Annotated in this window: 25 protein-coding genes and 1 riboswitch; of the genes, 12 read left to right on the forward strand and 13 right to left on the reverse strand. The window is 66.0% G+C overall.

Annotation, left to right across the window (positions count from 1 at the left end; genetic code table 11):
* Positions 1-7 precede the first annotated feature (7 nt).
* Positions 8-712, reverse strand: a complete 705-nt coding sequence (locus E8L99_RS13360; protein ID WP_137100007.1) for an outer membrane protein — start codon at positions 710-712, stop codon at positions 8-10.
* Positions 713-1156: 444 nt separating this feature from the next.
* Complete coding sequence (locus E8L99_RS13365) at positions 1157-2581, reverse strand: class I adenylate-forming enzyme family protein (protein WP_137100008.1); 1425 nt, start codon at positions 2579-2581, stop codon at positions 1157-1159.
* Between the two features lie 155 nt (positions 2582-2736).
* Here E8L99_RS13365 and E8L99_RS13370 point away from each other — a divergent pair, with 155 nt between their 5' ends.
* Positions 2737-3711: a Bug family tripartite tricarboxylate transporter substrate binding protein gene (locus E8L99_RS13370; RefSeq protein WP_137100009.1), complete on the forward strand. Its 975-nt coding sequence runs from the start codon at positions 2737-2739 to the stop codon at positions 3709-3711.
* Between the two features lie 10 nt (positions 3712-3721).
* Here E8L99_RS13370 and E8L99_RS13375 read toward each other — a convergent pair whose 3' ends face one another.
* Both E8L99_RS13375 and E8L99_RS13380 read right to left on the reverse strand, forming a co-directional pair.
* Positions 3722-4420, reverse strand: coding sequence for an outer membrane protein (locus E8L99_RS13375; RefSeq protein WP_137100010.1), 699 nt, complete (start codon positions 4418-4420; stop codon positions 3722-3724).
* 167 nt (positions 4421-4587) lie between these two features.
* Positions 4588-6123: a bifunctional metallophosphatase/5'-nucleotidase gene (locus tag E8L99_RS13380; RefSeq protein ID WP_137100011.1), complete on the reverse strand. Its 1536-nt coding sequence runs from the start codon at positions 6121-6123 to the stop codon at positions 4588-4590.
* Between E8L99_RS13380 and E8L99_RS13385 the strand changes: the two genes are divergently transcribed.
* Positions 6101-6481 carry a hypothetical protein gene (locus E8L99_RS13385; RefSeq protein ID WP_137100012.1) on the forward strand — a complete coding sequence of 127 codons (381 nt, stop codon included), beginning with the start codon at positions 6101-6103 and terminating at the stop codon, positions 6479-6481. The two genes, E8L99_RS13380 and E8L99_RS13385, sit on opposite strands and share 23 nt — an antisense overlap.
* A 2-nt stretch (positions 6482-6483) precedes the next feature.
* The gene (locus E8L99_RS13390) at positions 6484-6918 is read left to right on the forward strand and encodes a hypothetical protein (RefSeq protein WP_137100013.1); all 435 of its coding nucleotides are present in this window, start codon (positions 6484-6486) and stop codon (positions 6916-6918) included.
* Here the strand turns inward: E8L99_RS13390 and E8L99_RS13395 are convergent.
* Genes E8L99_RS13395 through cobS form a run of 3 tightly spaced genes read right to left on the reverse strand, consistent with a single transcriptional unit; the run spans position 6915 to position 8629 of the window.
* Entirely contained in the window at positions 6915-7631 is a 717-nt protein-coding gene (locus tag E8L99_RS13395; protein ID WP_137100014.1) for a retropepsin-like aspartic protease family protein, read from the reverse strand. The two genes, E8L99_RS13390 and E8L99_RS13395, sit on opposite strands and share 4 nt — an antisense overlap.
* Entirely contained in the window at positions 7628-7816 is a 189-nt protein-coding gene (locus E8L99_RS13400) for a DUF1289 domain-containing protein (protein ID WP_137100015.1), read from the reverse strand. Before E8L99_RS13400 ends, E8L99_RS13395 begins: the two co-directional genes overlap by 4 nt.
* An 18-nt stretch (positions 7817-7834) precedes the next feature.
* The gene (cobS, locus tag E8L99_RS13405) at positions 7835-8629 is read right to left on the reverse strand and encodes an adenosylcobinamide-GDP ribazoletransferase (RefSeq protein ID WP_137100016.1); all 795 of its coding nucleotides are present in this window, start codon (positions 8627-8629) and stop codon (positions 7835-7837) included.
* A 108-nt stretch (positions 8630-8737) separates the two neighbouring features.
* Between cobS and cobT the strand changes: the two genes are divergently transcribed.
* Positions 8738-9781: a nicotinate-nucleotide--dimethylbenzimidazole phosphoribosyltransferase gene (gene cobT / locus E8L99_RS13410; RefSeq protein ID WP_137100017.1), complete on the forward strand. Its 1044-nt coding sequence runs from the start codon at positions 8738-8740 to the stop codon at positions 9779-9781.
* Positions 9782-9796: 15 nt separating this feature from the next.
* On the opposite strand, the gene E8L99_RS13415 is transcribed toward cobT, so the two are convergent.
* From E8L99_RS13415 to E8L99_RS13430, 4 genes are all read right to left on the reverse strand, one after another.
* A complete protein-coding gene (locus E8L99_RS13415) occupies positions 9797-10417 on the reverse strand; it encodes a response regulator transcription factor (RefSeq protein ID WP_137100018.1) in 621 nt (206 codons plus the stop codon).
* Positions 10414-11631: a sensor histidine kinase gene (locus E8L99_RS13420; RefSeq protein ID WP_137100019.1), complete on the reverse strand. Its 1218-nt coding sequence runs from the start codon at positions 11629-11631 to the stop codon at positions 10414-10416. The genes E8L99_RS13415 and E8L99_RS13420 overlap by 4 nt, the downstream gene beginning before the upstream one ends.
* Positions 11632-11811: 180 nt before the next feature.
* Entirely contained in the window at positions 11812-12993 is a 1182-nt protein-coding gene (locus tag E8L99_RS13425) for a pyridoxal phosphate-dependent aminotransferase (protein WP_137100020.1), read from the reverse strand.
* A gap of 117 nt (positions 12994-13110) precedes the next feature.
* Positions 13111-14484, reverse strand: a complete 1374-nt coding sequence (locus E8L99_RS13430; protein ID WP_137100021.1) for an HD-GYP domain-containing protein — start codon at positions 14482-14484, stop codon at positions 13111-13113.
* 188 nt (positions 14485-14672) lie between these two features.
* On the opposite strand from E8L99_RS13430, the gene E8L99_RS13435 reads away from it, so the two are divergent.
* The 6 genes from E8L99_RS13435 (at position 14673) to gcvPB (ending at position 20823) form a co-directional block, all read left to right on the forward strand.
* Positions 14673-15335, forward strand: a complete 663-nt coding sequence (locus E8L99_RS13435) for a hypothetical protein (protein WP_137100022.1) — start codon at positions 14673-14675, stop codon at positions 15333-15335.
* 104 nt (positions 15336-15439) lie between these two features.
* Positions 15440-15904 carry a DUF805 domain-containing protein gene (locus tag E8L99_RS13440; protein ID WP_137100023.1) on the forward strand — a complete coding sequence of 155 codons (465 nt, stop codon included), beginning with the start codon at positions 15440-15442 and terminating at the stop codon, positions 15902-15904.
* Positions 15905-15971: 67 nt separating this feature from the next.
* A riboswitch (glycine riboswitch) is annotated at positions 15972-16078 on the forward strand.
* A gap of 178 nt (positions 16079-16256) precedes the next feature.
* Positions 16257-17402 (forward strand): glycine cleavage system aminomethyltransferase GcvT, encoded by a 1146-nt coding sequence (gene gcvT / locus E8L99_RS13445; RefSeq protein ID WP_137100024.1) that lies wholly within the window; start codon positions 16257-16259, stop codon positions 17400-17402.
* A 21-nt stretch (positions 17403-17423) separates the two neighbouring features.
* On the forward strand, positions 17424-17798 hold the full coding sequence (gene gcvH, locus E8L99_RS13450; RefSeq protein ID WP_137100025.1) for a glycine cleavage system protein GcvH: 375 nt from the start codon (positions 17424-17426) through the stop codon (positions 17796-17798).
* Between the two features lie 83 nt (positions 17799-17881).
* Complete coding sequence (gcvPA, locus tag E8L99_RS13455; protein WP_137100026.1) at positions 17882-19237, forward strand: aminomethyl-transferring glycine dehydrogenase subunit GcvPA; 1356 nt, start codon at positions 17882-17884, stop codon at positions 19235-19237.
* 11 nt (positions 19238-19248) lie between these two features.
* On the forward strand, positions 19249-20823 hold the full coding sequence (gcvPB, locus tag E8L99_RS13460; protein ID WP_137100027.1) for an aminomethyl-transferring glycine dehydrogenase subunit GcvPB: 1575 nt from the start codon (positions 19249-19251) through the stop codon (positions 20821-20823).
* A 9-nt stretch (positions 20824-20832) separates the two neighbouring features.
* Here the strand turns inward: gcvPB and E8L99_RS24100 are convergent, their stop codons facing one another.
* Complete coding sequence (locus tag E8L99_RS24100) at positions 20833-21726, reverse strand: class I SAM-dependent methyltransferase (protein ID WP_315862537.1); 894 nt, start codon at positions 21724-21726, stop codon at positions 20833-20835.
* Between E8L99_RS24100 and E8L99_RS13470 the strand changes: the two genes are divergently transcribed.
* A complete protein-coding gene (locus tag E8L99_RS13470) occupies positions 21710-21886 on the forward strand; it encodes a hypothetical protein (protein ID WP_315862538.1) in 177 nt (58 codons plus the stop codon). The two genes, E8L99_RS24100 and E8L99_RS13470, sit on opposite strands and share 17 nt — an antisense overlap.
* 45 nt (positions 21887-21931) lie before the next feature.
* On the opposite strand, the gene E8L99_RS13475 is transcribed toward E8L99_RS13470, so the two are convergent.
* The gene (locus tag E8L99_RS13475; protein ID WP_137100028.1) at positions 21932-22501 is read right to left on the reverse strand and encodes a type 1 glutamine amidotransferase domain-containing protein; all 570 of its coding nucleotides are present in this window, start codon (positions 22499-22501) and stop codon (positions 21932-21934) included.
* 154 nt (positions 22502-22655) lie between these two features.
* On the opposite strand from E8L99_RS13475, the gene E8L99_RS13480 reads away from it, so the two are divergent.
* Positions 22656-23429 (forward strand): hypothetical protein, encoded by a 774-nt coding sequence (locus E8L99_RS13480; protein ID WP_137100029.1) that lies wholly within the window; start codon positions 22656-22658, stop codon positions 23427-23429.
* Positions 23430-23597 lie beyond the last annotated feature (168 nt).

Raw genomic sequence — 23597 nt, forward strand, 5'->3', positions numbered from 1 at the left:
CTAGGCGTCAGAAGCGGTAGGCGGCGCCTGCGCGGACCTGGATCTGCGAGCTCCGCGAAGCGAAGGAATAGCCATTGTTGGTCAGATCGCGCGGCCTGTTGGTGCCGAAGTCATAGTAGAGGGCTTCAAGCCGCACGGTCCAGTTCTGGCTGACCATGTACTCGCTGCCGAGGCCCACGACATAGCCGAGCCGGAAGCTGTCAGAGCGGGCGACCACGAACCCATTGTCGACATAGCTCTGCGACGGGTTCCCAAAGGCCAGACCGCCCGTCACGTAGAACAGGGCCTTGTCGACCGCGACGCCCGCGCGCCCACGCAGGCTGCCGGCGAACTGCGACTTCGAATTGACGAACGCATAGCCGCCGGAGACATGCGCGCTGCCGCTCGCCGTGTTGTAGGTGATGTCGGCCTCGATGCCGAACACGAGATTGGCCGACGTCTGCCAGTTGTAGCCAGCGAACAGGCCGAGCGCGACGCCGACCGGGCTTGAAGTGAATGACGTGTTGGGCGGGTTGTAGATGCCGCCGATGTCGGTCCAGCGATTCTGGCCGATTCCTGCCCCGAGCAAGGCGCCGGCATAGGCGCCGGTCCAGTTGGCCACGCCGGATGTCATGGCGACCGGCACGCGGGGCGCGCCCAGACCCTGGCCATGGGCGCTGCCAATGGTGAGGGCGAGCAGTGCGACGGAGGAGAGAAGCTTGGCGCGGGTCATTCGATCTCGATTGCCAGGTTCAGGGGAAACCAACTATTTGGAATCGATACATCCAGAAACGGAAATCTGCAATCGGTTGCTCCGAGTGTCGCGAAGATGACTCCATGATTGCGACAATCAAGCAACAATTACCCAGCGCGGAAGTCGATATTGACCGACGGCTCATGGGATAAAGCTATGAGACTGATGCGCTGTCGCAGAACAATCCGCCCTTCGCTCTGCGGCGCAACTGTTTCCCGGCCGCGCCGATACACAACGACACCCGACGCAGCCAGCTTGCCCTTCACGTCGGCATCGGTGACCCGCAGGCCAGGCGCACATTGAGCCGGACCTGATCGACGGCATTGATCATCAGCGACCCACACAGCCGGAGCCGGTCTACAGACATGCCGGGATCGAGGTTCCCATAGCGCGAGATGGGTCAGCCATTCGCGACAGGACCATTCAGCGTCCAGCAAGGGCCTTCAGTTTGGCGCGTTCGACCTTGCCCATCGCATTGCGGGGGATCGCATCGACAACCACGATCCGCACCGGCGCAAGCGTCTCGGAGCGCCGGCGGCAGAAGGCAATCAGCTCGTCCGGCTGCACGGGCTGTCGCTGCACGATGGCAAGCCAGATCTGATCGAAACCACCAGCGCCGCGAACAGCGAAGGCCGCCGCATCGGCAATGTCCCGCCGTCCCGCCACCAACTCCTCGACCCGGTCAGGCGCAACCTTGAGCCCGCCGGCATTGATCAATTCGTCGGTGCGCCCTTCGATCACCAGCAGGCCCTCCGCCGTCAGGTGCCCGAGGTCGCCGGGATAGAACCAGTCCGGTGTCCGGTCGGGATAGAGCGTACCGCGCTCGTAGGGCCGCCCGCCGCCTGCCGCAATGATCCGGACGCGCCCCGAGGCGCCCGGCGCAACGGCGTTGTCCTCGTCATCGACAATCTCCAGCCGGGCCGAAGGCACGATGTGGCCGACGCCGCCTGGAATCATCTCGACGGTATCGAGCGACGCAAGTGCCGTCTTGCCAGCCTCTGTCGAGCCATAGCCGACCAGAACTAGCGGGGTGATGCGCTTCCGGATGCCAGCTGCAAGCTCAGCCCCGAGCATCGCCCCCGCCAGCGAGGCCAACCGCACCGATGCGCAGGAGACCGGTGCCTCGTCGAGCGCCGCCAGCAGGCCCGCGAACTGCTGCGGTGAGCCAAGGATGACCCCCACTTGGTAGAGATCGATCAGCCGCACCGCCTCCTCGGCGTTCCGGGCCAGGCACACCGTGCGCGCCGAGGCGAGAGCACGCGCCGTTTCCGACAGGGCCCATTGCGAGGCGAAGCCGATCAGCACCAGATCACGCTCGGTGCCCGGCGCACCATGATAGAGCATCAGGTTTCGCAGGCGCAGGTCGAATTCGCCCACAGTGAAGGGAATGGCCTTCTGCTGCCCTGTCGTACCCGAGGTTAGCCCGAACATGATGAGGCGGTTCGGATCGCGCGATGCGGGATCTATCGGATAGGCGGCATCATCCAACGGCTGGAACCACCTGTCGTCGACGACGACAAGGCGCATCGCCTGAGGCGTGGCCATGGTGCGGCTCGCCAACACGGCGGTGATGCCGACCTCCGGCACTTCGGTGATGGAGCCGCTCGCCGTCATCGAGACCATCCCGAGATTCATCAGGGCCGAGACGAGAGTGAAGTGGCGGATCGGGTTCTCGATATCGACGATCACCATGTCTCCGGACCGGAAGCCTGCCTGGTGAAGGCGCGCGGACACCCAATGGATCTCGTCCGACAGCATCCTGTAGGTGACCCGCCGATCAGCCATGATGATGGCAGGGCGGTTTGGAAAGAGACCGGCGTGCAGGTGGATCGTATCGACGAAGATCATGGCGGGCGTTCCGGCTCAGGCACTGTTGCACGGTCCGACAGAGACGACAGTTCATCGCAGATGGAGTGCGAGAGGCAGGCTAGAGCAAATCGACGATTCCTGACGGGGATTTTTCGGCTAGACGATCGCGGACAGGATGAAGCAGGGCATGCGGCATGCGGACATCATCGCTCGTGACGATCAATCGGCGGACGCTGGCTCTCGGCGTTGGTCTGCTCGCTGTCGCCCCGGTCGGGCGCTCAGCGGTCGGGCAGGACAGGGGGCAGATCCGCATCATCGTGCCCTTCTCCGCGGGAACGACCATCGACGCCCTCGCGCGCGGCCTTGCCGAGGCCCTGGAGCCATCGCTCGGCCGCCGTCCGATCGTCGCCAATCGCGATGGAGCGGCGGGCACGCTCGCCTTTGTCGATCTGGCCCAGGCAGAGCCGGACGGCCTGACGCTGGTCTTTTCCGGACCGACCCAGCTCACCGTCCATCCGCATCTGAGGCGCGAGCCGCATCTTGATCCCGCGGCCTATCTGCCGCTCTGCCAAGTTTATGAGCTGTCCTTCGTGCTGGTCGCCTCCAAGGCCTCCGGCATTGCCGATGTGGCGGACCTGGTGCGGCGGGCGGCAGCGGCCCCCGGCACACTGCGCATGGGCCACCAGGGTCGGGCGGCCGCCACCCACCTGCAGTTGATGGGTTTCGCCACCAGTGCCGGCATCGGCGTCAACGACATTCCCTATCGCGCTCATGGCCAGATGCTGGCGGATCTCGCCAATGGTCAGCTCGATGGCGCGGTGCTGGCAACCGGATCGTTCGATCCCGCGCTGGTTCGCCCACTGGCGGTCTTCTCTGAGCGGCTATCGCCGGTCTATCCGGGCGTGCCGACCATCGGCAGTTTCGGATATCCCATTTCGCTCCAGGCATTCGGCGGATTGTTCGCTCGCGCTGGTCTAGCGCCGGACCGCCAGGCGATGCTGGAGGAGGCGTGCCGCCAGGCTTTCGAACGTCCGGTCTTCCGGGATATCGCCGCCCGAACCGGCGTCGAGGCGATCTACGGCGATCACGCCGCCTTTGCGGCGCGCCTCAGCGGTGAAACACAGCGGATGAAGTCGCTGCTCGATCGGCTCGGGCTGACGCCGAACTGACCCGTCCAGATCAGAAGCGATAGGCGGCGCCGACGCGCACCTGCAACTGGGACGACTGAGCGGTGTAGACATAGCCGGCATTCAGCAGGTCGGTCGGCCGCGCACTGCCGAAGCCGTAATAGAGCGCTTCGAGACGCACGGTCCAAGCCTGGCTGGCCATGTACTCGACACCCGCGCCGAGCGCGTAGCCGATGCGGAAGCCATCGTAACGTGCGCCGATGTTCGGATTGTTCAGGAGATCTGTGCGAATCTGCGACGGGTTGCCGAAGGCAAGGCCGCCGGTAACGTAGAACAGGGCGCGGTCGATGGCATAGCCGGCGCGGGCGCGCAGGCTGCCAGCAAAATTGGCGTGGCCGTGAATCCAGGCCCAGGTGGGTAGGACGACCGCGGTCCCATTGGCCGTGCTGTAGGTCAGATCGGCCTCGAGACCGACGACGAAATTCTGCGACAATTGCCAATTGTGGCCGGCGAACACGCCAAAGGCGACGCCCATCGGGTTCGAATTGTAGTTCGAATTGTTGGGGCCATAAGCGGCGTTGACGTCAGTCCAGCGGTTGAAGCCCCAGCTCGCGCCCGCCAGTAAGCCAGCATAGGAGCCGGTCCAGTTGACCGCGACCGGCGTGCGCGGTGCACCGAGGCTCTGCGCATTGGCGGTGCCGGCCGACAGCGCAGCAACAGCGACCGATGAAAGAAGTGTTGGGCGGATCATGCGGGCGGACCGTTCATATTCGAAGTGTCTATAGTAGCAGGCAGGTTAGCCAGACGCGAGGATTCCGGCAATCGGGGAAACAGCCGTTCAGGCACATTCGCAATCGTCGCGACATATTCGCAACATACGGACGGATATATTGAATCCGGTGTTGCAGGTCTTCTCATTTAGCGCAGTGTTATGCGGCCCTCTGTCCTCGGCGTGATCGTGCCGAGACTGCGCAAATGGACCATCACATCCGAGGCAACCAGCTTGCCCTTCACGTCGGCATCGGTGACGCGCAGGCCGAGCGCCGTATAGCCGTCGCCACCGCGCAGCATGAAGTCGTTGGTCGCGACCTTGTAGACCTTGTCGATGTCGAGCGGCTGGCCGCCGACTTTCACATCGACGATGCGGCTGCCGGCGGGGCGGTCGCGTTCGACCGTGACGGTCATGCCCGAGACATGGGGGAACCGCCCCGCACGCTGTTCGATCTCGGAGACACCGTTCTCCAGCGCGGCGATGATGTTGGCCCCCGTGACCTCGGCCACCACGGTGCGGTTGCCGAAGGGCATTTCGGTCAGCACATCGCGCCGGGTGAAGCGGGTGCCAGCGGGATAGATCTTGTTGCCGCGCATGGCGCCGCCATTGGTGATCGCGACATCGGCGCCCGATGAGATCCGCATGGCGTCGGTGACGAGATTGCCGAACGCCGTCTCCTGCGAGCGCACCATGGCGGTCCGCGTATCGAGTTCGCCGGCGAGCGTGGCGATCACCACGTCGAGCTCCTCCGACAGCATCTTCTCGTATTGCTGGACGCGGGCGATCGTCTCCGGATCGGGGGTCACCAGCCGGCTGTCGTTGACGCGGAACGAGGGCGTGTAGGTGACGCGCTTCTCGGCCCCTTCGCCCGATGTGCCGAGCGTCAGGTCGATGGCGGTGACGTAATAGCCCTCCTCGGAACTCTCCACCATCACGGTGCGGCCGTCATAGGTAATGGCGAGGTCGTGGTCGTGGCCGGTCAGCAGAATATCGACGAGACGCGAGCGGACGATGTCGAGGTCGTCCTTGCGGTCGGTATGGGCGCAGCAGACGACTAGATCGGCGCCGTCGCGGCGGAGGCGGGCGGCTTCGCGACGCACCGTTTCCATGGTCGGCAGGAACTTCATGTCACCGGAGGATGAGAGTTCCGGCGTTGTCGGTAGGGCAACGCCGAACACGCCGAGCTTGACGACGCCGAGGTCGAAGATCTTGCCGTCGATATGGCCACGCAGCATCGATCCGTCTGCAGCCCGCATGTTCGCCGCGTAGAACGGGAACCTCGCCTCGTCCATCCGCTTGAAATAGGCCTCGGGTCCGAAATCGAACTCGTGATTGCCCGGCACGAACACGTCCGGGGCCGCCATGTTGGTGAGCTCCACCGTATGCGCGCCCTGATCGAAACCGGACATCAGCGAGGGCGAATACATGTCGCCAGCGTGGACATAGATCATGGGCAGCCCACGCGCCCGCTCGGCCTTGACGATGGCGTTGAGCCTGGCAAATCCCCCGCGGCCCTTCTCCTCGCCCATCTTGTAGATGTCGTTGACCAGCAGCAGCGTCACCACCTTCGCGCCGGCCTGGGCGATGACTGGCCCGGCGGCAAGCGAGGTCACGGCGGCTCCCGCGCCGAGCCCGAGATTCAGTGTCTGGCGACGGGTGATGACGGTCGTTGGTGCGGTCATGGGACTTGGCCTCGTGGAGGCGGGACAATGGTCCGTGTCGGGGGGCGGTGACAAGAGGCGAGTTCCGCGCCGACAGGCGGAAACATATCGGCTCTATCCCGCCACCATGCGCACCTTCCTCTGGTCCTTCCTTGCCTTCTTCCTTGGCCTTGTTGCCGGCTGGTCCGTCTCGATCGGCGGATATCTCGCCGCCACCACATGGTTCGGCGTCTTCGACCGCGACGGTGGCGGCGCGATGGGGGCGATCTTCATTCTCGGCCCGGCACTCGGCCTTCTGTTCGGCACAGTCGCCGCCACGGTCACGGCGCTTCGGCTTTCGCGCCGGCAGACGTCGGCGCCAGCTCCGCCCGCTGCCTGACCATGCGCGTCCTCATCGCCTCAGTCTTTGCCTTCCTCGGCGGTGCCATTGGCGGATGGCTCGCCACGATGGGCTTCTATCTCGGCTACCTCGCGTTGACCGGCGCGCGCGACCACGACGGCGGCGGCGCCATGGCCTATGGCCTGGTGATTGGCCCTGTCATCGCGATCGTATTGGGCGCCGCCGCGGCTGTCGGCACGGCGCTCAGAATGACCCGCGATCCCCAAAGGTCGGCGGTGTCCCGGTCGGCTGAGCCAGATGGGCGACCGGTGCGGATCCTTCTTTGGAGCTGCTGCGCCTTCCTGATCGGCCTGGTGCCGGGGTTCCTTCTCTTCGTGGCGGGCTTGGCGACGATCGCCGAAACAGCGGCGCTGGCATTGCTCGTGGCGCTCGCCACGGGTCTTGTCATGCTGGTGCGCAGGCGCCGCGCGCCTTAGCTCTTGCCGCGCAGGACCATAACGCCGCCGCGCACCTCATAGCCTTCGAGCCGGTCGAGAAACGTGTGGCCGAGCAGGCTCGACGAGAGCGCACCTGGTTGGGAGACCAGTGCGCGCACCTGGCGCGCAATGATCGGTCCGACACTCACCTTGTCCAGCGTCACGCTGGCCGCCATCGCCTGTCCGTTGGCGGTCGAGACCGGCACGTTGAAGGCAAGGCGGTCGACCTGGATGCCGGCGCGCCTGGCATCGGCATCGCTGAGCACCAGCGCCGTCGCGCCCGTATCGACCAGCATCGGCACGCCGCGCGCGCCATTGACCTCGACACGCACGACATAGGTGCCGCCTGGCCCGCGCGGCACCGTGACCTCCCGCGCGCCGGTCACGCCCTGGGTCGCCATGCCGGGAATGAGATTGGCGGCGAGCCTGCGCCCCACGGCCTCGAACTCGAAGCGGTAGGTGTAGACCACGCCGAGGAACGTGAAGATGGCGAGCCAGGCAACGATCGCCTGGATGGCATCGCCGGCCCGCCCGCGGAACATGCCCATGACGCTGGCTCCGGTCAGCGTCGCAAGCACGGTAAGGCCGACAAGCGAGGCATAGTCGCCGGTATCGAGCGTGCCTGCCGCCATGCCCTCAGACCGCATGGCCGCGACCAGCACGCCGAGGCCGACGGCACCGAGCAGGACCCAGAGCAGTCCGCGTGACGTCATGAGGGTGCGCCCAGGGCCTTGAGGCGGTCCGGCAGGAGAGCCATGACGCGGCGGCGGTCCTCTGGCGTCATGGTCAGCCAGCCGCCGATCTCACCAAGCGTCCGCCCGCAGCCTTCGCAGATGCGGGCCGTCGGATGGATGGTGCAGAGGCGTTGGCAGGGGCTTTCGATGGCGGCGGCGCGCATGGATGGGGTCCGGTGGGCTCAGGCCAAGATAAGCAATGTCATGAGAACGGCAATCTCGCTGACCTGCTGAGTGGCGCCTGCCATGTCGCCGACATAGCCGCCCACATGGCGCCGGGCGAGGGCCACCATCCCGAACGCCACCCCCACAATCACCAGGATCGCGGTGACCGTGCCGGCGACACCGCCAGCCGGCCAGAGCAGGGGAGCGGTCAAAAGGGCGAAAAACCGGGCCTGATCCCAGCTTTCCGGGGTCGGCGCGCCGGTCGCGTAAGCTGCCCCGTCGTCGCGCGCCGGCGGCAGGTAGAACGCCAGCGCCAGCGCCGCGGTGCGCGACAAGGCGCCGCAAGCAGCCAGTGCCAGCGCAGTTCCTCCGATGCCGACCTGGGGGATGAGGCTTGCGAGCGTCGTCACCTTCAGCATCAGGGCAATGATCAGGGCCGCGCCGCCGAAGGTGCCGATGCGGCTGTCCTTCATGATGTCCAGCCGCCTGTCCCGCGTCATGCCGCCGAAACTGTCGGCGGTGTCGGCAAGGCCATCCTCATGGAAGGCGCCGGTCATGATGATCGAACAGCCAACCGCAAGGGTTGCCGCCACTAAGGCGGGCAAGACCAGGGCTGCCGGCACCAGGATCATTCCGGCAAGCCCGCCGAGCACCAGCCCGGCCATCGGCACGGCGCGCGCCAGCACCGCAAAATCCGGCACGCGATGCGGATCGTCCTCGCCGGGCAGGACGGGAAGCGGCAAGCGCGAATAGAAGCGCAGGGACTGGATCGTGTCGCGCCAGAGCGACGGTGCCGGATGGAGGTCGGTCATGGGTCTCGCATAAGGCGCGACGCGGCGTTGCGCCAGCTTGTCTTGAGGTCCCTGGCCCTGCTACGGCTCCGCCCCCGATCTTCTCCGACGAATCCGGAAGCAGCGCTCATGGCTCCCCAGCCCCATGGCCCGACGGGCCTGCCCTTCGACGACATCCGCTCCCTGCTGACCAGCATGCCCGGCCCGGACGAGGCGGCGCTCGCGGCGGTGCGGATGCGTGAGGCGGACCTGACCAAGCCTGCCGGCTCGCTCGGCCGTCTCGAACAGATCGTCGAATGGGTGGCCGCCTGGAGCGCCAACGCCAAGCCGCGTGTCGACCGGCCTCTCGTTGCGATCTTCGCGACCAGCCATGGCGTCACCCGCAACCAGGTCTCCGCTTTTCCCGACAGCGTCAATCGCCAGATGCTGGAGAACTTTGCCGCCGGCGGTGCCGCGATCAACCAGATCTGCGTGGCCAACGACATCGGGCTGAAGGTCTTCGATCTCGCCATCGACGTGCCGACGCCCGACATCGCCACCGACGATGCCTTCGACGAAGCGGGATGCGCTGCGACCATCGCCTTTGGCATGGAGGCGATTGTTGGCGCGGATCTGCTCTGTCTCGGCGAGATGGGCATCGGCAACACCACCGTCGCCAGCGCCGTGCTGAACGGACTCTATGGCGGATCGGCCGAGGACTGGGTCGGACCGGGCACCGGGGTCGACAAGGCTGGTCTCGCCCGCAAGACCGAGACAGTCCGGCAGGCGGTCGCCCGGCATGAGGGCCATCTCGGTGACCCGCTCGAAGTGCTGCGCAGGCTGGGTGGCCGCGAGATCGCGGCGCTTGCAGGCGCCATCATGGCGGCCAGGCTTCAGCGCATTCCGGTTCTGCTCGACGGTTTCGTCGTGTCGGCCGCGGCCGCCGTGCTCCATCGCCTGGATCCGACAAGCCTGGACCATTGCCTCGCGGCCCATGTCTCCGCCGAGCCGGCGCATGCCGAAGTGCTCCGGCGCATCGGCAAGGCGCCGCTGCTCGATCTCGGCATGCGGCTTGGCGAGGCGTCAGGCGCGGCGCTCGCCTGCGGCATCGTCAAGAATGCGCTGGCCATCCACCAGGGCATGGCGACCTTCGAACAGGCCGGCGTCAGCGGCAAGGTTGCCGGCCCGCATTGAGGGGCGGCCAAGGCTTCAGGATGGCCGATGCTCGGTCAGCACGATCCGTACGAGATCGGCGGCATTCTTCGCCCCCAGCTTCTCCATGATGCGGGCGCGGTGCACCTCGATCGTGCGCGGGCTGATGCCGAGGTGGCGTCCTGCCTCCTTGTTGGAGGCGCCGGCCGCGATCTGGCCAAGTACTTCGCGCTCGCGGGGCGTGAGCAGGTCCATGCCAGGAAAATTGCTCTTCACCGGCGCGGCCGGAGCGGCAATCCGCCGGGCAGTGCTGGCGATCGCCTCGCGGACCCGCGACACCACCGTGTCCGCATCGAACGGCTTCTCGATGAAGTCGAGGGCGCCATGCTTGATGGCGTCGACCGCCATCGGAATGTCGCCCTGGCCTGAAATGATGAAGATGGGTGCCGGATAGCTGTCGGCGTTCAGCTCCTTCAGGATGTCGAGGCCGGAACGGTCGGGCATGTGCACGTCGAGGATGATGCAGGCCGGCGTCTGACCGCGGGCCGCCGTCACGAAGGCCTGGCCGTCGGCGAACCCGGTAACGCCGAATCCCTCGATCGAGAACACGACGCTGAGCGCGTCGCGCACCGCCGGATCGTCATCGACCACATAGATTTCGCTCTGGGATTCGGTCATCGGGGCACCGGATTGGGTTGTTCGGGGCGGTCGGCACCCGGCCGCGCCATGAGCAGGGGCGTGCGGGCATCGCGCGGATCGGGGAGGGTGAGGCAGAAGCAGGCGCCGCGCCCGCCTCCACCGGCATCGACGGTGAGTTCGCCACCGTGGTTCTGGGCGATGGTGCGGGAAATGGCGAGGCCGAGACCGAGACCGCTCCGCTTGGACGAGGCGAAGGCCTTGAAGAGATGGGGCAGGGCTGCCGCCGGGACGCCGCTGCCGCTGTCGCGGACCATCAGCCGCACGACACCGTCGGAGGCTTCCGTCTCCACCCAGATCCGGGCATTGGGCTCCTTGCCAACGGCATCCAGCGCATTGCGGACGAGATTGACGATGATCTGCTGGATCTGGATTGCATCGACCAGCACGGCGGGCAGGTCTTCGCAGAACCGCCGCTCGACACGCGCATAGGTGCGATAGCCGAGCATGGTCAGTTCGATCGCCTCCTCGGCCAGCGGGGCGAGGTCGATCAGCCGGCGGTCGGGTTCGCGCTTCTGGATGAAGTGCCGCATGCTCTGGATGATCTGGCCGGCGCGCTCGGTCTCGCGGCGCGCCTTTTCAAGGATCGACGACACGGCGGCATCGAAATGGGCCGCCACCTCGCCCTGGGCATGGGCCTCGATCGCCTTCTCATGGGTCTTGGCCACAGCCTGCAGGTAGAGCATGACGGCGGTCAGCGGCTGATTGAGCTCATGGGCGAGGGCCGCCCCCATCTCGTCGATGGCCGAGACCCGGGCCATATGGAGGAGCTCGGTCTGCAACTCGTTGAGACGCTGCTCGGCTTCCTTGCGGGGGGTCAGGTCGCGCAGGATGCCGATGAACTGGCGGCCATATGGTGTGCTGGCCTCACCGACCGACAATTCGACCGGGACGTCCTGGCCGTCGCGATGGCGTGCCCGGACTTCCACAGCCTGGCCGATCAGCGTGCGGATCCAGGCCGTCTGGCCGGCGGCATCCTCGAGATCGGCCGCCTCCAGCGCCAGCATCGAGGACAGGGAACGGCCTATCGCTTCCTGCGCGCTCAAGCCGAAGAGGCGTTCGCAGGCCTTGTTGAAGATCAGGATCGTCGCCTGCTCATCGATCACGACAATGCCGTCGGCCGCGATATCGAGCACGCTCGAGAGCCGGGCCTCGGAGACCGTGAGGTGAGCTTTGGTGATCTGCTCGATAGCCATCCTCCCGGGGATGACGGGTGCCGACGGGGACCGGAGCCTGGGGAGAGACAGCCCCGGGAGCCCGGCAGAGACCAATCACATTGCTACGGGATTGTTCGTAGCACAACCGATCACTCCGCCTGTCTTAGCGGGGCTCACCTGACAGGATCATTACCGACCTGACCACACGGAACGGGGCCGTCAGAAGGCCTTGAGGGCCTTCAACAGGCGCTCCGCGGCCACCTCGATCTCGCCTTGCGAGCGCAGGTAGCAGAGTCGCAGATGGCCTTCGCCGCCCGGCCCGAAGGCCGCGCCCGGAGCAAGGCCGATCTTGGCGAGATCGACCAGTTTCATGGCGCCGGCCATCGAATCGGTCATGCCGTCGACCCCGAAGAACGTGTAGAACGCCCCATCGGGCCGCGAGAAATGGCAACGCCCGGAAGCCTCGATCGCTTCCGAAATGGTATCGCGGGCCTTGCGCGCCTTGGTGATCTGGTGCTCCACGAAGCTCTCGCCCCGCTCCAGTGCCGCGATGCCCGCGCGCTGGATGAAGATCGGCGAACCCGAGGTGGAATACTGGATGAGGTTTTCCACCACGTCGCCGAGCGAGGGATCGCATTCGACCCAGCCCATGCGCCAGCCGGTCATCGCCCAGTTCTTCGAGAACGTGTTGACCCAGATGATCCGGTCGCCGTCCTGGCGCACGTCGTGGAATGACGGTGCGCGCTTCGGCTGGCCCGCCGTCCAGACGAAGCGGGTATAGATCTCGTCTGCGATGATCCACAGCCCGTGCTTGCGGGCGAGTTCGAGAATGGCGACCAGTTCCTCTTCCGTCGCCGTCCAGCCGGTCGGGTTCGATGGCGTGTTGACGAAGATCGCCTTGGTCTTCGGCGTGATGGCGGCTTCGAACCTGTCGAGGTCTATCTGCCAGCCACGATTGCCGTGGTCGAGCGTGACATAGACCGGCGTCGCGCCGCGCAGGCCGGCCGCTGCCGGCGCATTGGGCCAGACGGGGGAGGGGATCAGCACTTCGTCGCCGGGACCTGCCGCCATGGTCATGGCGATCTGGATGGCCTGCATGCCGGAGCCACAGACGAAGAACCGGTCAGAGCCCAGCGGCCTTCCATAGAGGTTCGAGGCATAGGTCGCGATCGCCTGGCGAAGTTCGGGGATGCCGCGCTGCCAGGTGTAGGTGGTCTCGCCGGCGGCGAGCGAGCGGGTCGCCGCCTCGCAGATGAAGGCGGGCGTCGGGGTATCGCCCTCGCCGACCCAGAGCTGGATCACGTCGCCGGCGGCGCGCGCATATTTCGACAGTTCGACAATGCCGCTGGCGGGCGCGCCGGTTGCCTCGGAACGGAGCGAATCGAGAAGCGACGTCGTCATGGGCAATCCGCGCGGCTGGGAGAGGGAAATCGATCGGTCATCATAGCGGGCCGAGGTGCCCCCTTCTCATGAAATTCGGGCGGCTTGTCCATCACGATTGGAAATGCAGGCCGGCGATCAGGCAGCCAGATTGACGTCGATCGTCTCGAGTGCTCGCCGCAGGGCCCGCAGGCAGTCGGGGTCGATCGCATGCCCCGCCATCCCGTCCATGATGTCGAGCGCCTTCGGGATGGGCATGGCCGCGCGATAGGGGCGGTCGGCGGTCAGGGCGTCAAAGATGTCCGCCGTGGTGATGATGCGCGTCTCCGGCAGAATGTGCGGAGCGGTCAAGCCGCGCGGATAGCCCTTGCCATCGAGGCGCTCGTGATGAGCCCCCGCGATGGGCGCCAGCCGGCGAAACGCGTCGATGCGGCTGAGGATGGCTTCGGAATGCGCCGAATGCTTTTCGATCTCGGCGCGCTCGTCGTCATCCAGCTTGCCGGGCTTGTCCAGGATGGCATTGCTCACGCCAAGCTTCCCGATGTCGTGCAGCAGGGCGGCGCGCTTCAGCCACCGGCGCGCCTCGGCATCATGGCCCATCTGCTCGGCGATCAGGTCTGTGAACAGGGTGACCCGCTCGCTGTGTCCGGCGGTGAACGGGCTCTTGGAATCGATCACGAGGGCGAAGGCCGAGGCGATGTCGTCGAGGTAGTCGTCATCGACGGTTGCGCTCATCTGACCGGGCGCCAGCGCCAGGATGTGCGGCTGCAGGTCGTCCGAGGCGAGCGTCGTCCAGAATTCGGGGCGCTCGGCAACCCTTGCGAAGGCTGCAAGCAGTGCCGGGTCGAACCAGGTGCCGGAGCGGCTGGAGACTTCGCGGACGGCAGCCTGCGGGCCCGCGGCCATGAAGAACACATCGACCACCTGTGCGATGAGGGCGATGCGCGAGAAGATGGGGATGGCTGTGCCGGCGATCCCGGTGGGTTTTCCTCCGCCGTCCCAGTGCTCGTCGAGATTCTGGATGCCCTCCGCGACAGCCTCCGAGAAGCGCATGCGGCGCGCGATCTCGGCTCCGCGATGGCAGCGGGTCTCGATCAACTCGCGGGCAATCTGGCCGCCATTCTGGACAATGTTGACGATGGCGCGGAAGCGCTCGGCCAAGCCCGATTTCAGGCCCGTATGGGCCAGCACGAAGCGAAGCGCCTGCGACAGGCTGCCGTTGATCAGCTTGAAGTCGCGTTTGAAGCTCAGATCGTCGGTCAGATAGAGCTGACAGATGCGGGCGGCGTTGCTGGAGCAGCCGAGGTCCTTGAGCAACAATGTGTAATAGAGGTCGGCCAGCGCTGTCTCCGGCAAGCCGGCCTCGCGCCCGATATGAAGGCCGATCCAGCAGCACCGGATGCAATGGCCGACCGGGTGGCCTTCGGTAATGTCGAGCGCATGGCTGAGCGCGCCCAGGAGCTCTGCAAGCTTGATGTCCTGCGCCGCAGCGCGGTCGGGGGACGCGTCCATCCAAGGGTCTCCGGCCAATCGGAGCTATTGGCGCATATCCGGATTAACATCCCGTGCCGGAAGGCTGTCGCGGCCCTCGCGAGGCACCGCGCGAACGAGCCGCTTGATGCATGCGACGACCGCCTTTGTTCTGCCGCGCACCTGTTGCTATAAGCGCGGCTCGCGATTTCGGATTTCGGGGTGACGGCGTGCGGCGTTTGATCAATGTGACGGGCCTGATCGTGGCCACTCTGGCGCTTGGCGGCTGCGGCAGCAGCGGCTCCTGGTTCGGTGGACAGCAGACAGCGGGCCAGACGGCGCAGACCCAGCAGAACCCGGCGGGCGCTGGAGCGCCTATCCCCAATGCGATCTTCGGCCAGCCGATACCGGCTCAGCAGGCGGAAATCCGCGCCGACCTTTGCCCGCGCATCGAGGTGCGAGACGGCTCCAACATCTGGCGGACGGGCGGCGAGGGGCCGACCGAACTCGTCTATCAGGCGACCATTACAGATCTCGCCCGCGAATGCCGGATCGAAGGGCAGACCATGATCGTGCGCGCCGGCATCGAGGGCCGCCTGCTGGTCGGACCGAAGGGCGGCGCCGGGCGGGCAACCTTGCCGATCCGCATCGCGGTGGCGCCCGGCCTCCATGGGTCGGTCTGGTCCAGGCTCTATCAGGTCGCGATCAACGTTCCGGCGGATTCGCCGAGTGTCGCCTTCACCCAGGTCGAGGACGCGATAGCCTTCCCGCTGCCCGAGCCGGGGGCCCTGGCCAACTACATCATCTGGGTCGGCTTCGACACGCAGGCCCAGGTGCGCGACCAGCCGGCGCGCAACCGCCCGCGGCGCGCCCGCACAGCCGCCGCACAATAAGCTGGCGTGCCCCGGGCGAAGCTCGCCCGGCCATGGCCTGATTTGACCCGCGCTCTGATTCGCTCGAACCTCCGTCAGGAAGGAACCGGGGATAGGGGCTTTTCATGCTGCAACTCCTGACGACATTCGACGGTCGGATATCGCGCAAGTCCTATTGGATTGGCGGCCTTCTGCTCTTGGCCATGATGGTGGTGATGTTCATTGTGATCGGTGGGGCATTCGCCGTGGTCTATGCGCTCACCGGCTGGAGCCCGTCGGCCAACTCGCTGGCCGAGCGGCTGACTGTCGTGGTCATGACGCTGATCATTCTGCCACCCGGCTACGCCTTGCTGCGCAAGCGGGTCAACGACCTCGACCATCCGTCCTGGACCGTGCTGGTCAGCCTCGGATTGATCGGGCTGGACCTTGTCGCCAATCTGCTCGGTGGCAGCTACTTCCAGGGGGTCGCCATGACCGTCGTCGGCCTTTTGGTCACGGCAAATTGTCTCTGGGCCATCGCGATCGGCGTGATCCCCGGCACGGCGGGCCCCAACCGCCACGGCCCCGATCCGCTGACGCCTGCGGCTTAGGCACCGCTGCCCACAACCTCGCCTTGACTCGGCACGCCGTTCCCGGCACTCCCTTCACCGTGTCAAACGAAACCCGGCGGGAGAGTCCGGGTGGTCTTTTTATCTAGAGATCTCCCGGCGCCGAAGGAGCAACGGCCCCGGAACCTCTCAGGCAAAGTGGACCGCCGGGGGATTGGCATTCTGGAAAGTGGCCGCGCGTCCAAACGCGGCCCACCGACGGAGTAAGCGGGATCCTTGTCCCGTGAATCTCTCAGGTCCTGCGACAGAGGGGCGCGAGCGGGCGACAAGCCCGCATTGTGACGTGACCGGGGTTCGCTCCGGGCGCGTCTTCGCGCTCGATAGGCGGGACACCATGGCTGAAGCCACCGACGGCCCTCTGCTCACGACCCCGCTCCATGCCCTGCATGTTGAGCTTGGCGCCAAGATGGTGCCCTTCGCCGGCTATGACATGCCGGTTCAATATCCGACCGGCGTGCTGACCGAGCACAACTGGACGCGCGCCGAGGCAGGCCTCTTTGACGTCAGCCATATGGGCCAGTGCTTCCTGATCCCTGCCGATGGACAGTTCGAGACGGCCGCAGCCGCGCTCGAGAAGCTGGTCCCGGCCGACATTCTCAGCCTCAAGCCGGGCCAGCAGCGCTATTCACAGTTCACCGACGAGGCCGGCGGCATCCTCGACGACCTGATGGTCACGCGGCTCGGCCTGGAGGGGCACCAGCACTGGATCTATCTGGTGGTGAACGCCGCCTGCAAGGATGCCGATTACGCGCATCTGAAGGCCCATCTGCCGGCCGGCGTCACGCTCAAGATTGCCGATGAGCTCGCGCTGATCGCGGTGCAGGGGCCAACCGCCGTCGCGGCGGTGGCGAGCCTCGCCCCCGACATCGCCAATCTGAAGTTCATGACCTCGACCGACCTCAAGCTTGGCGACATCTGGGCCCATGTCTCGCGCACCGGCTATACCGGCGAGGACGGCGTCGAGATCTCGGTCAAGAATGCTGATGTCGTCGCCCTGACCCGGCTTCTGCTCGCCGATCCCCGCGTCAAGCCGATCGGTCTTGGCGCCCGCGACTCGCTGCGCCTCGAGGCCGGTCTCTGCCTCTATGGCCACGACATCGACACCACGACCTCGCCCGTCGAGGGCGGGCTGACCTGGTCGATCCAGAAGCGCCGCCGGGCCGAGGGCGGCTTTCCCGGCGCCGCCCGCGTCCAGAAGGAACTGGCCGAGGGGACCTCACGGCTGCGCGTCGGCATCCAGCCGGATGGCCGCCAGCCGGCCCGCGAAGGCACACCGGTCAAGGCGCTGGATGGCACCGCCATCGGGACGATCACCTCTGGCGGCTTTGGCCCGACCGTCAACGGTCCGGTCGCCATGGGCTATGTCAACCGCCGCTTCGCCGAGCCCGGCACGCCGGTTATCCTGGAAGTGCGCGGCAAGGACCTGCCGGCCAAGATCGTGACAATGCCTTTCGCCCCCCATCGCTATTTCCGCGGCTGAAACTTCGAGAGGACCCTCGCCATGGCGACCGTCAAATACACCAAGGACCACGAATATATCCGCGTCGAGGGCGATACCGGCACGGTCGGCATCTCCAGCTATGCCCAGCAGCAGCTGGGTGACGTCGTGTTCGTCGAGCTGCCGGGCGTCGGCAAGAGCTTCAAGAAGGGCGACAGCGCCGCCGTCGTCGAGAGCGTCAAGGCCGCCTCCGACATCTATTCGCCGGTCACCGGCGCGGTGACAGAGGTCAATCCGGACCTCGAGGATGCCCCCGGCACCGTCAACGACGACCCCGCCGGCAAGGGCTGGTTCTTCAAGGTCAAGATCGCCAACGCGGCCGATCTCGACGACCTCATGGACGAGGCTGCCTACAAGGCCTTCGTCGACACGCTCTGAGATCAAGGGCCCTTCGAGGCTAGCTGACCAATCGAGTTGTTTTGGCCAGCGCTGCTGGGCCTGCCGCCAGACTGGAGACCGGAATGCGCTATCTGCCACTTACCCCCGAGGACCGCACCGACATGCTCGCCAAGGTCGGCGTCGCCTCGGTCGACGACCTCTTCGCCAATGTGCCCAAGGCCAAGCTGGTGAAGGGTCTCGCCAACCTGCCGAAAGCCAAGGGCGAGCTCGAGGTCGAGCGCATCCTGGGGGCCTTCGCGGCCGAGAACATCTCGGCCTCCGAAGTGCCGTTCTTTGTCGGCGGCGGCGCCTACAAGCACCACGTGCCGGCCTCCGTCGACCATCTGATCCAGCGCTCGGAATTCCTGACGAGCTACACGCCCTACCAGCCTGAAATCGCACAAGGCACGCTGCAGTACCTGTTCGAATTCCAGACCCAGGTCGCCATGCTCACCGGCATGGAGGTGGCCAATGCCTCCATGTATGACGGCTCCACCGGCACCGCCGAGGCCGTGCTGATGGCGCACCGCGTCACCAAGCGCAGCAAGGCCATCCTCGCCGGAAACCTGCATCCCCATTACCGCGACACGGTCGAGACCCTGTCGCGCATGGCCGGTGACACGCTTGTGTCGCTTGCGCCCAATCCCGGCGATGCCGGCGCCGATCTCAAGGCGGTCGCTGCGGCCATCGATTCAGAGACGTCATGCGTCGTTATCCAGACGCCCGACGTGTTCGGCAACCTCCATGACCTGACCACAATCGCCAAGAAGGCGCAGGATGCCGGCGCTCTGCTCATCGCCGTCGTCACCGAGATCGTCTCGCTTGGCGCGCTGACCGCGCCTGGCGCGATGGGCGCCGACATCGTGGTGGCCGAGGGCCAGTCGCTCGGCGTCGGCCTGCAGTTCGGAGGCCCCTATGTCGGCCTGTTCGCCGCCAAGCAGAAATATGTCCGCCAGATGCCCGGCCGCCTCTGCGGCGAGACGGTGGATGCCGAGGGCCGGCGCGGCTTCGTGCTGACGCTGTCGACTCGCGAGCAGCATATCCGCCGCGAGAAGGCGACCTCCAACATCTGCACCAATTCCGGGCTGATGTGCCTTGCCTTCACCATCCACATGTCGCTGCTCGGTGAATCCGGCCTGCGCAAGCTTGCTGCCGTCAATCACGCCAATGCCTGCGACCTCACGGATCGCCTGGCCGATGTCGCCGGCGTCACGGTGCTGAACAAGACCTTCTTCAACGAGTTCGCGATCGCGGTGGAAGGCGACGGCGCCAAGGTCGTCGAGAAGATGGCGAAGAAGGGCGTGCTGGCCGGTGTGCCGGCGTCCCGCCTCTGGCCGAAGGACAAGGCGCTGAAGGGCGTCATCCTGGTCGCCAACACCGAAGTGAACACCGACGATGACCGCGCAGCCTTCGTGGCGGCGCTGGAATCGAGCCTCTGAGGAGCGGGACCATGACCATGAACAACCAGGGCCGTCCCTCCGCCGCCGGTGATGCAGGCACCGCTTCCGCCCATCCGACCTTCACCGGCAACAAGGCGCTGCAGATCGAGGAGCCGCTGATCTTCGAATTCGGCCGTCCCGAGACGAGCGGCGTCGACCTGCCGGAGCCGAAGAAGGTCAAATCGCGCCTCGGCGGTCTCGCCCGCAAGGACGCGATCGGACTGCCGGGCCTCTCCGAGCCCGAGGCGATGCGCCACTATGTGCGCCTCAGCCAGAAGAATTTCGGCATCGATACCGGCCTCTTCCCGCTCGGATCCTGCACGATGAAGCACAATGCCCGCCTCAACGAGAAGATGGCGCGGCTGCCGGGCTTCGGCGACGTCCATCCGCTCCAGCCGGTCTCCACCGTGCAGGGCGCGCTGCAGGTGATCGACACGCTCGCCCATTACCTCAAGGAACTGACTGGCATGCCGGCGGTCGCCATGAGCCCGAAGGCGGGCGCCCATGGCGAGCTCTGCGGGATGATGGCGATCAAGGCGGCGCTTGAAGCGCGCGGCGAGGGCGATCGCAAGGTCGTCCTGGTGCCGGAATCGGCCCATGGCACCAATCCGGCGACCGCCGCCCTCATCGGCTTCGAGGTGCGCTCGGTTCCGGCCAATGCCGACGGCACCGTGCATGTCTCCGACGTCAAGGCGGCGCTCGGCCCCGATGTCGCGGCGATCATGCTGACCAATCCGAACACCTGCGGCATTTTCGAGAAGGAGATCGTCGAGATCTCCAAGGCGATCCACGATGCCGGCGCCTATTTCTACTGCGATGGCGCGAATTTCAACGCCATCGTCGGCAAGGCGCGTCCCGGCGATCTCGGCGTCGATGCCATGCACATCAACCTGCACAAGACCTTCTCGACGCCCCATGGCGGCGGCGGTCCGGGCGCGGGCCCGGTTGTCCTGTCGGAGCGGCTCGCGGCCTTCGTGCCCTATCCCTTCGTCACCGCCGACAAGGCCTTCGCTCTCGTGGAGGAGGGGGGCCAGCTCGCCAAGGGGCAGAAGCCCTTCGGCCGCATGTCGGCCTTCCACGGCCAGATGGGCATGTTCGTCCGCGCGCTCGCCTATATGCTCAGCCACGGCGCTGACGGCATGAAGCAGGCCTCCGAGGATGCTGTCCTCAACGCCAACTACATCCGCGCCTCATTGGCCGATCTCATGAGCCTGCCCTTCGGCAACCAGCCCTGCATGCACGAGGCGCTGTTTGACGACGACTGGCTGAAGAACACCGGCGTCTCGACCCTCGATTTCGCCAAGGCGATGATCGACGAGGGTTATCATCCGATGACCATGTATTTCCCGCTGGTCGTCCACGGTGCCATGCTGATCGAGCCGACGGAATCGGAATCCAAGGCCTCGCTCGACCTGTTCATTGCGACGCTTCGTGATCTCGCCCTGTCGGCGAAGCGTGGCGAGGTCGACCGGTTCAAGGCGGCGCCCTATCACGCGCCGCGCCGCCGTCTCGACGAGACGCGTGCCGCACGCAATCCGGTGCTGCGCTGGGTGAAGCCGGCGCCCTACGCGGAGGCGGCGGAATAGGTTCCGCCGTCAGGTCTTTGGCCAGAACCCCGTGAAATTCTGCGGCAGGGCCGAGGTCCTGCTGCCGATCTTCGGGGCAGCTTTTTGCGTGTGCCGGCCTTTTTCAAACACGACGATGCTGTCGTAGAAGTGCATCGACAGCGTCGAGCGTGTGAACTCGGTCGGTTCCAGGGCATTGCGCGCATGGTCGGCGTTCAGCTCGTCCACCAGATCCTTGCAATGTTCGATGAAGCTGGACTTGCGCTTCAGTCCGCCCTCGAACTCGTCCCAATAAGCGGTATGCAGGTCCTCGACCATGTAGACGCCATTCTTCGCGATCTGCGGATAGAGCAGGTCGAACGACGCCTGGATGTGGGACATCACGTGGCTGCCATCGTCGAGCACGATATCGGGGGTGCCGAACTCGGCCAGCACCTCCGCCAGAAAGGCCTGGTCTGACTGGTCGCCGATGCGAACATCGATCTGGTCTTCTGCAAAGGCCTGGCAGGCTGGGTTGATATCGATGCCGACGATGCGCGCATGGGGCCCGAGATAGCGCTTCCACATCTGCAGCGAGCCACCTTCGCCGCAGCCGATTTCAACCATCAGGACATCCGTGTTCACGAAGCGCGAGAAATGGCGCTCGTAGGCGGGGAAATAGTGCTTCCACTTGTGAATCGGGCGCTTGGTATTGGTTTGAAAGTCAGACCAGAGAGACATGCAGGAGCCTTTGTGCGGGCGCATCGGGTTTCGCGTGAACGTGACGCTACCGGACATCGCAGGAGCGGCCAAGCCGGCGACGGCCTGCTGGGACGTCGTGGTCAGGTCGCGGAAGCGAGGTCTCTCGAGGCGCTGCAATAGCGTGCTGGCTGCGGGGTGGGGCACGGTCGATGGGCGTCCAAGCGACTTGTTGCTGTCGGCCACGCTGCGCGATCTCGACCTTGCCGCGCGTCGCGGCGAGGTCGACCGGTTCAAGGCGGCGCCCTACCACGCGCCGCGCCCGCGTCTCGACGAGACGCGGGCCGCCCGCAATCCGGTGCTGCGTTGGTCGAAGCCGGCGCCCTACGCGGAGGCGGCGGAGTAACAATGCCGGGCCCGCGCGGCTTTCCAGTCGCGCAGGCCCAATGTCTTATGCCGCACGCTGGTGCCTGCCCTCTTCGATCTCCTCGATGATCTTGGCCACGAAGGCCGGCAGATCGTCGGGCGACCGCGATGTGATGATGCCCTCGTCGGTCACCACCTCCTTGTCGACCCATTCGGCGCCGGCATTCTCCATGTCGGTCCGGATCGACTTGTACGATGTCATCTGCCGGCCCGCCGCGACACCGGCTTCCGCCAGCAGCCAGGGGCCGTGACAGATGGCGGCCACCACCTTGCCCGCCGCGGTGAACTGCTTGATGAGGTCGATGGCCTTTGGCTCGACCCGCAGTTTGTCGGGATTGATCACGCCGCCCGGTAAGACGAGCGCGTCGTAGTCGCTGGCGCTCACCTGATCGATCGTCTTGTCGACAGCAACGCTCGCGCCCCAGTCTGCCTTGTCCCAACCGCGGATCGCACCGGGATCGAGTGTCTTGGTGGGAGAGGCGACATCCACGATTGCGCCGTTGGCCCGCAATTGCTCCAGCGGCACGATCAGTTCGGACTGTTCGAATCCATCGGTGGCCATGATCAGGATCCGGGCTTGGGCAATGGCTGTCATAGAAATCTCCGTGTTTGGGGGTATCCCTCACCAACGGCCGGGCTGTGCCCCGGTTCCCCTTCAAAGCGGCGGCCTGGGTCGTTTCCCCGGCCGCGCTGACTTGCTAACTTGGCTTTAAGCCAGCATTCAGCTCGGCGAATCGAGGATTTGCGCCATGGCACGAGCCAGGATCCGTTTCGCTCTCGCGGCGATCATCCCGTTGATGCTGCCGTGCCTCGACATGAGCCGCGCCCGTGCCCAACTGCAATCGACACCCGCCCCCATGGACGACAGCGCGGCGCAGGCCGCTCTTGTCCAGTTCAATGCGCTTTTTGAAGCCGCAAAGCCCGGGGGCACGCTGCCGCGCATTGCCGATCCAGCCGTGCGGCGGTTGCTCGACGCGATCTGGGACATTCGATCGCTCGATCCGACGCGCCGCGCTGGCGCAGCCGACGTGCCCGTGCTCCTTCGCTTCTGTGCCGCGGGCGGCGGTATCTGGCAGGCCTATTTCCAGTTCAATCCCCGCGGCCGCGGCAATCCTGACCTCGACGGCAATATGACCACATATGCCGACGAGATCATGCCGGGGTTTGCCTTTTCTGTGCGCTGCGCGGGGGCCTCGCTGGAAGCGGCGGGTGCCTATGTTGCGTCCTTGCCCGCCGAACAGATGAATCAGGCCCGCCGTGACGGCTGGAACCGCATGCGTGCCGGCGCGGCACAGGTCGCCCTCGGCGCGCTGGCGACGCTCGGCGATGCGAGCGTCGCCCCCGCCCATGCCAGCGAGCTTGCGCGCGCGCTGAACGATTCGGCACCGCGCTTCGCGGCCGGGCTGGAGCGTGTCGAGAGCCAGACGGTGGTCGCGGCGGCCCGTACCACGCTTGCATCGGTCCGGACGGCTGACGTCCGGGCCGCCCTCGAGGCCTTCGTCTCAGCCCTGTCAAAGCCCTGACGCCGCCGCTCCGCGCTTGCCTTTGACGCCGCATTCCCCTTAAGAGACGGCATGCGCCCTGCCTTCCGCTTCGCGGCCTCAAGCCCCATGCGAATTACCGGCCCGGTCTCCTGAGGCCGCGACATCGCGCGCCCGGAGCTCCGGGATACCGAACCGCTCTCCCTGCCT

The sequence above is a fragment of the Phreatobacter aquaticus genome (assembly GCF_005160265.1).
In the GTDB taxonomy this organism is placed as follows: domain Bacteria; phylum Pseudomonadota; class Alphaproteobacteria; order Rhizobiales; family Phreatobacteraceae; genus Phreatobacter; species Phreatobacter aquaticus.